This is a genomic window from Phycicoccus sp. DTK01 (assembly GCF_017312765.1).
Lineage (GTDB): Bacteria > Actinomycetota > Actinomycetes > Actinomycetales > Dermatophilaceae > Phycicoccus > Phycicoccus jejuensis.
The window spans coordinates 33108-45389 of sequence record NZ_BOPU01000011.1; the positions used below are offsets into that span (position 1 = coordinate 33108).

Here is a 12282-nt window from a genome sequence, read left to right on the forward strand (position 1 = left end):
TGCTCGTTCGGGCTCATGCGCTGAGCGGGTGCTGGTCGTCGTCACGCGTCGCGGGTGTCGCCACCCCGGAGGACGGCTCTGCGCTCGCGGCCCTGCGACGCGCTGCGAGTCCCGACGGGTCGGCGTACCAGGTCGGGCGCTGGGTCCCGATGCGGGTGGCCTCCGTCTGCCACCACCAGTTCGGCGGGTAGGTGACCTGCGTGGTGTCGTGGTGGGCGGGGAAGCGCCGACTGCCGTCGCGCACGAGGGCGAGGAGCTCCGTACGCGGCCAGTGGGTGGGCGACACCGGCACCGGGAGGGCGGCCGGCGGCGCCGGGGTGTCGGGGTCTGGCTCCGGGTCGGGGGTGGCGCCCCGGTGGCACAGCGCCAGGCAGTACCCGGTCGGTCCGAGGGCGGCGACCACGTCGGTGAGCCGCAGGTCGCCGGCGCGGGTCTCGAGCCGTGCGACGTGGCTCGCCGACCAGCCTCGGCGCCGGGCGTAGGCGCGCTGCCCGAGGCCGAGCGTCCGTCGGTGCGCCCGCAGCGCCAGGCCGACCTCGTGCGGCACCGTCAGCGCCGCCCGGGCCGCGAGCAGCTCGCGGGCGAACGTGGGGTAGGTGAGGGGGAGGAGTCTCATGCCGGGAGCGTCGCCCCCGCTCGGCGACCGGCGCCAGACCCCTCGAGCGGACTGTGGACGACGACGCCCGCGCGGTCCGCCTGTGGACGAGTCACGATCCCGTCGCGTCCCGCCCGGAGACGAGGGGCGCCGCTCGCGCTGTCGTTCGCCCCGACATGTGAGGCAACCATGACGAGCGGTCGGTCGCGTCCGGTGATGGAGCAATCGGGACGAGCGGTCGGCTGCGTCCGTGGGTGGAGCAATCGGGACGAGCGGTCGGGTTCTTCCGCTTGCGACGCAACCGAGACCGCTCATCCCAGTTGCTGCGAGGTGTGACGCAGGCGACCGCTCATCCCGGTTGCTTCGGTGGGTGAAGCGAACAACAGCGGCCGGTGCACCTCTCACGGGCCCGCGAGCCCGGAGCCGGCGCGGCGTGGGTGGGACGCTCAGCCCGCCAGCCAGGCGTCGACGTCGGCCTCGGCCGCGGCCCGCACGTCGTCGGGCGCCCTGCTCGCCGCGAGCGAGGAGCGCGCCAGCCCGGCCAGCTCCTCGTCCGACAGGCCGTGCACCGCCCGTGCCGTCTCGTACTGCTCCACGAGCCGGCTCCCGAAGATCAGCGGGTCGTCCGCCCCGAGGGCCACGACCGCCCCCGCCGACAGCAGCTGCCGCAGCGGCACGTCCGGCGCCTCGTCGTACACGCCGAGCGCCACGTTCGAGCCCGGGCACACCTCCAGCGCCACTCCCGCCGCGACCACCCGCTCCAGCACCCGCGGGTCCTCGACGGACCGCACGCCGTGCCCGATCCGGTCCGGCGCCGCCGCGTCCAGCGTCGCCGCCACCGCGTCGGCGCCCAGCAGCTCACCGGCGTGCGGTACCGACGCCAGCCCCGCCGACCGCGCGATGCGGAAGGCGGCCGCGAACTCCGCCGTGTCGCCGCGTCGCTCGTCGTTCGACAGGCCGAACCCCACGACCGCCCCCGGGCCGCTCCCCGCGTACCGCGCCGCGAGCCGGGCCAGCGTCCGGGCCTCCAGCGGGTGGCGCATCCGCGAGGCCGCCACGACGACACCGACCTGCGCCGCCCCGGGCTCGCGCGACACCGCCGCCGCCTCGTCGAGGACGATCTCGAGCGCCGGCGTGATGCCCCCGACGAAGGGCGCGTACGACGTCGGGTCGACCTGGATCTCCAGCCACCGCGAGCCCTCCGCGCCGTCGTCGAGCGCGGCCTCGCGGACGATCCGTCGCATGTCGGCCTCGCCGCGGACGCACGCCCGCGCGACGTCGTAGAGGCGCTGGAACCGGAACCAGCCACGCTCGTCGGCCGCGTCGAAGCGTGGCGGGTAGTCGCGGGTCAGCGTCGCAGGCAGGCGCATCCCGTGCGCACCAGCCATGTCGCGCACGGTCGCCACCCGCATCGAGCCGGTGAAGTGCAGGTGCAGGTGCGCCTTCGGCAGGGTCGCGAGAGGCCGCGCCCCCGAGGGGACGCGGCCGTCGTCACGACGCACCGCCGGGGTGCGCCCGGTCGGTGCCTCGCTCACTCCTCCGAGGTCTCCTCGTCGACGACGTGCATCGCCGACTCCTCCGCGGAGGCCGCCGCGCCGTCGACACCCACGTCGTCGCCGACGAGGTCCTTCTCGTCGTCCTCGCCGAGGCCCTCGTCCGGGGCGACGAGGCGCCCGGCGCGCTCGTCGCCGACCTCGCCGTCGCCGAGCCAGTCGTCCTCGGCGTCGATGGCGTCGGGGTCGTCGCCGCCGACGCGGTCGACGTCCAGGCCGGACTCGTTGTCGGGCGCGCCGTACGCGGTCGAGGGGTCCGGCACCTCCTGGTGGATGCGCTCCTCGATCGTCTCGTCGCGGCTCTGCTCCTCGGCGGTCACGCCGTGCGCGAGGGAGCCGTGCAGCTTCTCGGGCGGGGAGTAGCCGCGGTCCAGCGGGTCGTCCACCCCGTCCTCCAGGGTGTCCTCGGGCTGGAGCTGGTCCTCGTCGTCGAGGGAGTAGCTCCCGAGGTCGTCGGTCACGTTCTCCGGCTGGTCGCTCATCGCCTCACCCTACGTCCGCGAGGAGCTGCTCGGAGGCCGCGAGCGCGACGCACGTCGCCACGCCGGCCATCGCCGTCCGGACCTCCTCGAGCGACGGGAACGACGGTGCGAGACGGATGTTCCGGTCGCGCGGGTCCTTGCCGTACGGGAAGGACGCCCCCGCCGGTGTCAGCGCGATGCCGGCCTCCTTGGCCAGCTGCACGACGCGCGACGCGCAGCCGTCCGGGACGTCGAGGTTGACGAAGTACCCGCCGCGCGGGGTGCTCCACTCGGCGACGCCGAGACCCTCGAGCTCCGCGGCGAGCGCCTCGCCGACCGCCGCGAACTTGGGGGCGAGGATCTCGCGGTGACGGCCCATGTGCTCCCGCACGCCGTCGGCCGACCCGAAGAACTGGACGTGGCGCAGGTGGTTGACCTTGTCCGGGCCGATGGACGCGAACTTCAGGTGCGACAGGTACCAGGCCACCGTCTCGCGCGACCCGGCGAGGAAAGCGACGCCGGCGCCGGCGAAGGTGATCTTGCTCGTCGACGCGAAGACGATCGGCCGGTGCGGGTTCCCCGCCGCCGAGGCGAGCGAGAGGATGTCGGCCGACTTCGCCTCGTCGCTCGTCAGGTGGTGCAGCGCGTAGGCGTTGTCCCAGAAGAGCCGGAAGTCCGGGGCGGCGGTGGGCATCGACGCGAGCCGGGCCGCGACCTCCTGCGTGACGACCGAGCCGGCCGGGTTCGCGTACGTCGGGACGATCCACATGCCCTTGATGCTCGGGTCGTCCTTGACGAGGGCCTCGACCGCGGCGACGTCCGGGCCGTCGTCGAGCATCGGGACGGTGACCATCTCGATGCCGTAGTGCTCGAGCATCGTGTAGTGCCGGTCGTAGCCGGGCACCGGGCAGACGAAGGTGACCTTCTCCTCGTCCTTCCACGGCCGCGGCGAGCCGACGCCGCCGTGCAGCAGGTGGTCGACGAGCACCTCGTGCATCATCGTCAGGCTCGCGTTGCCGCCCGCGACGACCTGGTCGGCGTCGACACCGAGCAGCTCGGAGAACATCGCGCGCAGCTCGGGCAGCCCCTCGAGGCCGCCGTAGTTGCGCACGTCGGTGCCCTGGCCGTCGCGGTGGCCCTCGGGGAGGGTGAGCATCCGCTCGGCGAGGTCGAGCTGCTCGGGGCTGGGCTTGCCCCGCGTGAGGTCGAGGGAGAGCCCGCGCTCGCGCAGGGTGGCGTAGGCGGCACGCTGCTCGTCGGCGAACGCCCGCAGCTCCTCGGGGGAGCGCTCGGCGAGGGGGGTGCGGGAGGAGGCTGAGGTGCTCACCGCTCCATCGTGGCAGAGCACGACGGCGTGACGTCGGGGCGGACCGCGCTGCGAACGGGCCCGTCGGGGGAGTGCTCCCCATCGAGAGCGGACGAGCGAGATGGCAGGTTGAGGACCGCCGGGGGGCGATCGGCGTCCCCCACGAACCTCTGGGGGAAGCCCATGCAGCTCCGCACCCGTCCGATCCTCGCCGCGCTCGCCACGGTGGGGGTCGCTGCCGCCGGCCTGGTCGGCACGACCGCGACCGCACCGTCCGCCGAGGCCGCGCCGGTCCAGATCCGTGTCGTCCAGCACAACCTCGCGAAGCTGCCGGGTGCGCTGGACGCCGTCATCGCGAAGAAGAACGCCACCTCCGGACCGGAGGTCATCACGATGCAGGAGGTCTGCGGGTCGATGCGCTCGCGGATCGAGAGCAAGCTCGGGAAGAACTACTCGTGGCACGTCCGACGGCACGGACACTGCGCGGACGGCAGCAACATCGGTGAGGTCGCCGTGTGGACCGGTGGCGACTTCGTCAGCAAGAACGTGCGCGACCTGACCGCGCAGCCGGGCCAGCCGTCCGACCAGACGTACGGCATCGCGTGCGTCGTGTTCACCTACGGTGGCAAGAAGAACAAGGCGTGCTCCACGCACCTCGCCGCCGGCGACAACATGGCCGCGGTCCGTGAGGGACAGACCGCGGAGCTGAACGGCCTGTCGGCCGGGTGGATGGCCGACGGCACCCGCGTCATCCTCGCCGGCGACTTCAACACCGAGCCCGATAAGGCGGCCATGAGCTCGATCTACGGCATCGGCAGCGGCGCCGCAGGCCGCTTCCTCGAGCTCCACCAGGCTGCGACCGGGCAGAGCTTCCGGGGCGGCAAGCCGACCCTCTGGCAGACGCGGAAGATCGACTACATCTTCGGGTCGACGACCGGGTTCGTCTTCGGCCAGGGCAGCGAGAGCACCTGCAACTCGACGAAGCGTGACGCCAACGGCTGCACGCCGTCCAACCACCGCATCCTGTGGGGCACGCTGCGCCTGGCGTGAGGTCCACGGACGGTGACGAGGGCCCTCGGCCCCGGGGCGGGTTCGCGCCGGGGCCGGGGCTCACGTATGCTGTCCGTTCGGTGTGACCACCATGTCGGCGTGCCCGGCAGAAGGTCGCACCACCCAGGGTCCACCACCCAACGGTGGTCCCACAGGGCAGTGGCTCAATTGGTAGAGCACCGGTCTCCAAAACCGGCGGTTGGGGGTTCGAGTCCCTCCTGCCCTGCGTCGCACGTGTGGTACGTCCACGATCTGCGGCCCGGTCTCGTCCGGGCCCCCTTTCACGGTCGTGCCGCGCCGTAGGCATCCGAACCCGACCAGCTCGACGTGAAGAGGCAAGTCGTGACCGACCTGGGCCAGACCGAGGCCGGCTCCCGCCCCGCCAAGGGCCGTGAGCGCGGCGGCAACCCCGTCTCGCGACTCTTCCGCGCCATCGGGCTGTTCGTCGGCCAGATCCTCGACGAGCTCCGCAAGGTCGTCCGGCCCACCCGGAACGAGCTCTGGAACTACACGCTCGTCGTCATCGTGTTCGTCACGGTGATGATGGCGATCGTGTCCGGTCTCGACCTCGGCTTCAGCAAGCTCGTCGGCCTGGTCCTCGGCTCCTGACGCGCGCCCACCCGCGCCACCCGCCCCCGGCACCCGCCAGACGAAGGAAGAGGTCACCCGTGTCCGACCAGTGGACCGACACCCCCGAGCAGGGGTCCGACGACACCGCCCAGGTTCCCGTCGACGACACCCCCGTGCAGGAGGTCGACGCCGCCGCGGCCGAGTCCTTCGACGCCGCCCACGAGGCCGACACCGACGGTGACGCCGCGACCGACGAGGTCGTGGACGACGCCACCGTCGCGGACGACCCCGCGGACGAGGCGTCCGACGACGACGCGGTCGACGAGCCGGCCCTCCCGGTCGACGAGGACGGCGACGTCCTCGACGCGGTCGACCCGGTCAAGGCGTTCAAGGACGACCTCGCCTCGAAGTTCGGCGACTGGTACGTCGTGCACTCCTACGCGGGCTACGAGAACCGGGTCAAGGCCAACCTCGAGAACCGCACCCAGTCCCTCAACATGGAGGACTACATCTTCGAGGTGCAGGTCCCCATGGAGGAGGTCACCGAGATCAAGAGCGGCCAGCGCAAGCTGGTCCGCCGCGTCCGGATGCCCGGGTACGTCCTCGTCCGGATGGACCTCACCGACGAGTCGTGGGGCGCCGTCCGGCACACCCCGGGCGTCACCGGCTTCGTCGGCAACGCGCACCAGCCCGTGCCGCTGACCCTCGACGAGGTCTTCACGATGCTCAAGCCGGCCGACCTCGAGACGCCCGTCGTCGCGGCCGCCTCCGGTGGCGCCGCGTCCTCCTCCGGTTCCTCCTCGGGCGACGCCGCCGTCGTCGACTTCGAGGTCGGCGAGTCGGTCACCGTCATGGACGGCCCCTTCGAGACGCTGCCGGCGACGATCTCCGAGATCAACGCCGACACCCAGAAGCTCAAGGTGCTCGTCTCGATCTTCGGCCGGGAGACCCCGGTCGAGCTCTCCTTCGGCCAGGTCGCCAAGATCTGACCGGAGGCCCCTTTCGCGGGGGACCCGCGGACACTGCAAAGGGGTCATCGCCCACGGCGTCGGCCCACACCACCGAAGAAGGACAGACATGCCCCCCAAGAAGAAGGTCTCCGGGTACATCAACCTGCAGATCCAGGCCGGCGCCGCGACCCCGGCCCCGCCCGTCGGCCCGGCCCTGGGTCAGCACGGCGTCAACATCATGGAGTTCGTCAAGGCGTACAACGCGGCGACCGAGCACCAGCGCGGCAGCATCATCCCCGTCGTCATCACGGTCTACGAAGACCGCTCCTTCACCTTCATCACGAAGACCCCGCCGGCCTCGGAGCTCATCAAGAAGGCCGCGGGCGTCCAGAAGGGCTCGGGCGAGCCGCACAAGACCAAGGCCGGCAAACTCACGAAGGACCAGCTCCGCGAGATCGCCGAGACCAAGATGCCCGACCTCAACGCCAACGACGTCGACGCCGCGATGAAGATCATCGCCGGCACCGCCCGTCAGATGGGCATCGAGACCGAGCTCTGAGCCCGGTCCCACCCCCTGTGGCAGGGCCTGCGCTGGCCCGACGACCACGACTCCACCACCACTCCCAGGAGCAGCACATGAAGCGCAGCAAGGCGTACAACGCCGCGACCGAGAAGATCGACGCGGACAAGCTCTACAGCCCGCTCGAGGCCGTCCGCCTCGCCAAGGACGTCGCGTCCGCCAAGTACGACGAGACCGTCGAGGTGGCCTTCCGCCTCGGGGTCGACCCGCGCAAGGCCGACCAGATGGTCCGCGGCACGGTCAACCTCCCGCACGGCACGGGCAAGACCGCCCGCGTCCTCGTCTTCGCCAACGGCGACAAGGCCGAGGCCGCGACCGCGGCCGGCGCCGACTACGTCGGCTCCGACGACCTCCTCGAGAAGGTCGCCGGCGGCTGGCTCGACTTCGACGCCGTCGTCGCCACCCCGGACCTCATGGGCAAGGTCGGTCGTCTCGGCAAGGTGCTCGGCCCGCGCGGCCTCATGCCGAACCCGAAGACCGGCACCGTGACGATGGACACCGCCAAGGCCGTGTCCGACATCAAGGGCGGCAAGATCGAGTTCCGCGTCGACAAGCACGCGAACCTCCACTTCATCATCGGCAAGGCCTCCTTCGACGAGAAGTCGCTCGTCGAGAACTACGCCACCGCGCTCGAGGAGGTCCTCCGGCTCAAGCCGTCCGCCTCCAAGGGCCGGTACATCACGAAGGCGACCCTGTCGACGACGATGGGCCCGGGCATCCCGCTCGACTCCAGCAAGACCCGCAACCTCCTCGAGGAGCAGGTCGACGCCTGAGCGGCGCCCCACCACGACGGAGCCCGTCGCCCCTTCCCGGGGCGGCGGGCTCCGTCGCGAAGTGGTCACGAACGGGGAACCGGTGGGGCGCACGCCCCGTCGCAGAAGTACGCTGACAAGCACCCGGAGGCCTCGACGCGCCTCCGTCCACACGACGACCCATCGGGGGAAGCACCGTATGAAGCGCACCGTCCTGTCCGTCCTGGCCCTGTCCGGGGCCCTCGTGCTCGGCGCCTGCGGCTCGAGCACCAACGAGACCTCCTCCGGCTCCGGCTCCGCCGCCTCCTCCTCGGCCGCGCAGGAGACGCAGGCCCCGACCGCCAAGGTCGGTGACACGGTCGAGCTCAAGACCCTCGCCGAGCAGAGCGCCGCGGCCGTGCAGGCCAAGAAGACCGCGCACATGTCGATGACGACCGGCAGCGAGGGCACCATCGAGGCCGACCTCGACTACAGCGGCTCCTCGCCGAAGATGGCGATGGACATGAGCGAGTCCGGCGAGTCCTTCAAGGTCGTCTACATCGACAAGGTCATGTACATGGGCGGCGACACCTTCAAGGAGATGGCCGGCGGCAAGCCGTGGATCAAGATCGACCCCTCGGCCGACGACGCGATGTCGAAGATGATGGGCCCGATGCTGTCGCAGATGGAGTCGGCGATGGCCAACCCGACCGAGCAGCTCAAGGACGTCGAGGGGGTCCCGGGCACCGTCACCAAGGTCGAGAACGGCGTGACGACCTACGAGGTCAAGCTCTCCAAGGAGCAGCTCGCCGAGATGGTCAAGAAGCAGGCCGCGAGCATGCCGGGCGTCACCGAGGAGGCGCTCAAGCAGATGCCCGACGGCGTCTCGTACGAGATGTCCTTCGACGCCGAGGGCCTGCCCCAGACGGTCACGACCGACCTGGCCGGCCAGAAGCTCGTCATGAAGTACTCCAAGTGGGGCGAGCCCGTCACCGTCGAGGCCCCGCCGGCCAGCGAGGTCGGCTCCTTCGAGATGCCGACGAGCTGATCGCTCGACGCGAACCGCACCCCGCACCACCCGCCGCGGCGCCCCGGGACCTCCCGGGGCGCCGCGGGCGTGCGGGGACCCGGGACGGCCCCGGCCGCGATTTGGGGCGGGGGGCGACGTCCCGTACGCTGGTGCACGACCACAGACCGCCGGTCGTCGCGTGCACCCGCACGTGACCGAAGGTTCCACCGCGAGTGGGCGACCAGCGCAGGCCACGAAGTACCGGAACGCCACGACCCGTCGTGCTGCCCGAGCCCCGTGCCCTGCGCCGGGGCTCGTTCTCGTTCTCGGCCCTTCCCGTGCGGTCCGACCCGACGGAAGGAGGCCCGAATGTCACGTCCCGACAAGGCCGCGGCGATCGCCGAGCTCTCGGAGAAGTTCCAGAGCAGTAACGCCGCCGTCCTCACGGAGTACCGGGGACTCTCGGTGAAGCAGATCACCGACCTGCGCAACACCCTGCGTGGCAACGCGACCTACGCCGTGGTCAAGAACACGCTGACCCAGCTCGCCGCCAAGGACGCCGGGGTGACCGCGTTCGACGGTCAGCTCGTCGGCCCGTCCGCCATCGCCTTCGTCGAGGGCGACCCGGTGGAGGCGGCCAAGGGTCTGCGCGACTTCGCCAAGGCCAACCCCCTCCTGGTGATCAAGGGCGGCGTGCTCGAGGGCAAGACCCTCTCCGCCGAGGAGATCACCAAGCTCGCGGACCTCGAGTCCCGCGAGGTGCTCCTGGCCAAGCTGGCCGGCGCCATGAACGCGTCGCTCAGCCAGGCCGTCTACCTCTTCGCGGCTCCGCTCTCGAAGGCCGCTCGCACGGTCGACGCGCTGCGGGCCAAGGTCGAGACCGAGGGCCCGGTGGACACCGCCGCTGCCCCGGTCGCGGCCGAGGAGACCCCCGCCGAGGCTGACGCCCCGGCCACCGACGTCGCCGAGGGTGGCGACGAGAGCTGACCCCCGCGGGTCCGCTCACCACACAATCCGCCACTCACGGCACAGTGCAGCAACGAAAGGACGCCATCATGGCCAAGCTCAGCACCGACGAGCTCCTTGACGCCTTCAAGGAGATGACCCTCATCGAGCTCTCCGAGTTCGTCAAGGAGTTCGAGGACACCTTCAACGTCACCGCCGCCGCGCCCGTCGCGGTCGCCGCCGCCGGCGCCCCCGCCGGTGGTGCGGGCGACGCCGCCGCCGCCGAGGAGCAGGACGAGTTCGACGTCGTCCTCGAGGCCGCCGGCGACAAGAAGATCGCCGTCATCAAGGAGGTCCGCGCGCTGACCTCCCTCGGCCTCAAGGAGGCCAAGGACCTCGTCGACGGCGCCCCGAAGCCCGTCCTCGAGAAGGTCGACAAGGCCGCGGCCGAGAAGGCCAAGGAGCAGCTCGAGGGCGCCGGCGCCACCGTCACCCTCAAGTGAGCCCGTCCCCGTGAGGGGACTCGCTTCGCACCAGCGGGGCCCGACCGTTCGCGGTCGGGCCCCGCTCGCGTGTCCGCACCCATCCGCCCGGGGGGAGGGCTCCGAACCCGTCTGCGTGGCCGGGTCCGGGCGCCGACGCGGGCATTCGTCCACCTGAGAAAACCCATAGGTGCTCAAAGCGCCGACCTCGTCCGTCCCATGGTCTGATGGTGCGGCGCCGGGGGCCTACCACTGGGTAACTTCGGCGCCCACGCACGGAAGCGCCACACGACGAAGGGTCGACATGGGTGTCGAGATCGCGGTGAGCGGCCTGACCAAGAGGTTCGGGAGCCAGCTCATCTGGGACGACGTGACCCTCACCCTCCCCGCCGGCGAGATCTCCGTCCTCCTCGGCCCCTCGGGCACCGGCAAGTCGGTCTTCCTCAAGACCCTCGTCGGCCTCATCCGCCCGGACCGCGGCTCGATCGTCATCGACGGCCGCGACGTCGTGCAGCTGCGCGGCGACGACCTCTACGAGGTGCGCAAGCTCTTCGGGGTGCTCTTCCAGGACGGCGCGCTCTTCGGCTCGATGAGCCTGTTCGACAACGTCGCCTTCCCGCTGCGCGAGCACACCCGCAAGAGCGAGAAGGAGGTCGCCTCCATCGTGCGCGAGAAGATGGAGCTCGTCGGCCTCGCGGGCGCCGAGGAGAAGCTCCCCGGAGAGATCTCCGGCGGGATGCGCAAGCGCGCCGGCCTGGCCCGCGCCCTCGTCCTCGACCCGCAGATCCTCCTCATCGACGAGCCGGACTCCGGCCTGGACCCGGTGCGCACCAGCTACATCAACCAGCTGTTCGTCGACCTCAACGCGCAGATCGACGCGACGTTCCTCATCGTCACGCACGACATCAACACGGCCCGGACCGTGCCGGACAACATCGGGCTGCTCTACCACAAGCACCTCGCGATGTTCGGGCCCCGCGAGATGCTCCTGTCCTCGGAGGAGCCGGTCGTGCGGCAGTTCCTCAACGCGCAGACGGTCGGCCCGATCGGGATGTCCGAGGAGAAGGACGCCGACGAGCTCGCGGCCGAGTCCGGCCAGGAGCTGCCGCCGCTGCCGCCGATCCCGCTCCAGCTGCCGACGAGCGACGGCCGACCCCGCCGCGCCGAGCGCACCGCGGGGGAGTGGTGCCGCGCGAACGACGTCACCCCACCGCCCGGCAGCTTCGCCTCGACGACGGCCGGCATCGTCGGCGTGCGCCCGGGGGCGGACGCATGACGGTCGTGACCAACGGCCTGCGCCAGGCCGGGTCGTTCTTCGGGCTCGTGCTCGACGTCGCGAAGGCGCTGCCCAAGCGGCCCTTCCAGCTGAAGGAGCTCATCCAGCAGGCCTGGTTCGTCGCGTCGGTGACGATCGTGCCGACCGCGCTCGTCTCGATCCCCTTCGGCGCCGTCATCGCCCTCCAGCTCGGCACGCTGACCCGCCAGCTCGGGGCGCAGTCCTTCACGGGGGCGGCCTCGGTGCTCGCGGTCGTGCGCGAGGCCTCGCCGCTCGTCACCGCGCTCCTCGTCGCCGGCGCCGGCGGCTCGGCCATCTGCGCCGACCTGGGCTCGCGCAAGATCCGCGAGGAGATCGACGCGATGGAGGTGCTGGGCATCTCGCCGATCCAGCGTCTCGTCGTGCCGCGGGTGCTCGCGACGATGCTCGTCGCCGCCCTCCTCAACGGCCTCGTGTCGGTCGTCGGGGTCGCCGGTGGCTACGTCTTCAACGTCCTGGTCCAGGGCGGCACCCCCGGCGCCTACGTCGCGTCGTTCACCGCCCTCGCGCAGACGGCCGACCTCGTCACGGCCGAGATCAAGGCCCTGCTCTTCGGGATGCTCGCCGCCCTCGTCGCCTCCTACAAGGGGCTCACCGCGGGGGGCGGCCCGAAGGGCGTCGGCGACGCCGTCAACCAGGCCGTCGTCATCACCTTCATGCTCCTGTTCGTCGTCAACTTCGTCATCAGCGCCGTGTACTTCCAAGTCGTCCCGCAGAAGATCTGACGCCGATGTC

14 protein-coding genes and 1 tRNA gene are annotated in these 12282 nt (G+C 71.5%); 11 read left to right on the forward strand and 4 right to left on the reverse strand.

The genetic code is table 11. The features are described from left to right. Positions 1-13: 13 nt before the first annotated feature. From J3473_RS17440 to J3473_RS17455, 4 genes are all read right to left on the reverse strand, one after another. Complete coding sequence (locus tag J3473_RS17440) at positions 14-616, reverse strand: helix-turn-helix transcriptional regulator (RefSeq protein WP_207025130.1); 603 nt, start codon at positions 614-616, stop codon at positions 14-16. Positions 617-1041: 425 nt separating this feature from the next. Continuing rightward, a complete protein-coding gene (locus J3473_RS17445; protein ID WP_207025164.1) occupies positions 1042-2097 on the reverse strand; it encodes an adenosine deaminase in 1056 nt (351 codons plus the stop codon). Positions 2098-2126: 29 nt separating this feature from the next. Next, positions 2127-2630 carry a DUF5709 domain-containing protein gene (locus tag J3473_RS17450; protein ID WP_030526795.1) on the reverse strand — a complete coding sequence of 168 codons (504 nt, stop codon included), beginning with the start codon at positions 2628-2630 and terminating at the stop codon, positions 2127-2129. Between the two features lie 4 nt (positions 2631-2634). Then, the gene (locus J3473_RS17455) at positions 2635-3936 is read right to left on the reverse strand and encodes an aminotransferase class I/II-fold pyridoxal phosphate-dependent enzyme (protein WP_207025131.1); all 1302 of its coding nucleotides are present in this window, start codon (positions 3934-3936) and stop codon (positions 2635-2637) included. Between the two features lie 162 nt (positions 3937-4098). On the opposite strand from J3473_RS17455, the gene J3473_RS17460 reads away from it, so the two are divergent. From J3473_RS17460 to J3473_RS17510, 11 genes are all read left to right on the forward strand, one after another. Further along, positions 4099-4965, forward strand: a complete 867-nt coding sequence (locus J3473_RS17460) for an endonuclease/exonuclease/phosphatase family protein (RefSeq protein WP_207025132.1) — start codon at positions 4099-4101, stop codon at positions 4963-4965. Between the two features lie 153 nt (positions 4966-5118). After that, a tRNA-Trp gene (locus J3473_RS17465) sits at positions 5119-5191 on the forward strand. 125 nt (positions 5192-5316) lie between these two features. Continuing rightward, on the forward strand, positions 5317-5574 hold the full coding sequence (gene secE, locus J3473_RS17470) for a preprotein translocase subunit SecE (RefSeq protein WP_051750194.1): 258 nt from the start codon (positions 5317-5319) through the stop codon (positions 5572-5574). Between the two features lie 59 nt (positions 5575-5633). Continuing rightward, on the forward strand, positions 5634-6524 hold the full coding sequence (gene nusG / locus J3473_RS17475; protein ID WP_207025133.1) for a transcription termination/antitermination protein NusG: 891 nt from the start codon (positions 5634-5636) through the stop codon (positions 6522-6524). A gap of 88 nt (positions 6525-6612) precedes the next feature. Next, complete coding sequence (gene rplK / locus J3473_RS17480) at positions 6613-7044, forward strand: 50S ribosomal protein L11 (protein ID WP_030526801.1); 432 nt, start codon at positions 6613-6615, stop codon at positions 7042-7044. A gap of 77 nt (positions 7045-7121) precedes the next feature. Further along, positions 7122-7838, forward strand: a complete 717-nt coding sequence (gene rplA, locus J3473_RS17485; RefSeq protein ID WP_030526802.1) for a 50S ribosomal protein L1 — start codon at positions 7122-7124, stop codon at positions 7836-7838. Positions 7839-8016: 178 nt separating this feature from the next. Then, complete coding sequence (locus J3473_RS17490; protein ID WP_207025134.1) at positions 8017-8844, forward strand: hypothetical protein; 828 nt, start codon at positions 8017-8019, stop codon at positions 8842-8844. A 330-nt stretch (positions 8845-9174) separates the two neighbouring features. After that, positions 9175-9792 (forward strand): 50S ribosomal protein L10, encoded by a 618-nt coding sequence (gene rplJ / locus J3473_RS17495; RefSeq protein ID WP_207025135.1) that lies wholly within the window; start codon positions 9175-9177, stop codon positions 9790-9792. 68 nt (positions 9793-9860) lie between these two features. Next, positions 9861-10253, forward strand: coding sequence for a 50S ribosomal protein L7/L12 (rplL, locus tag J3473_RS17500; RefSeq protein WP_030526805.1), 393 nt, complete (start codon positions 9861-9863; stop codon positions 10251-10253). Positions 10254-10536: 283 nt separating this feature from the next. Next, positions 10537-11508 carry an ABC transporter ATP-binding protein gene (locus J3473_RS17505; RefSeq protein WP_207025136.1) on the forward strand — a complete coding sequence of 324 codons (972 nt, stop codon included), beginning with the start codon at positions 10537-10539 and terminating at the stop codon, positions 11506-11508. Then, positions 11505-12272 (forward strand): ABC transporter permease, encoded by a 768-nt coding sequence (locus J3473_RS17510; RefSeq protein WP_030526807.1) that lies wholly within the window; start codon positions 11505-11507, stop codon positions 12270-12272. Before J3473_RS17505 ends, J3473_RS17510 begins: the two co-directional genes overlap by 4 nt. Positions 12273-12282: the final 10 nt, after the last annotated feature.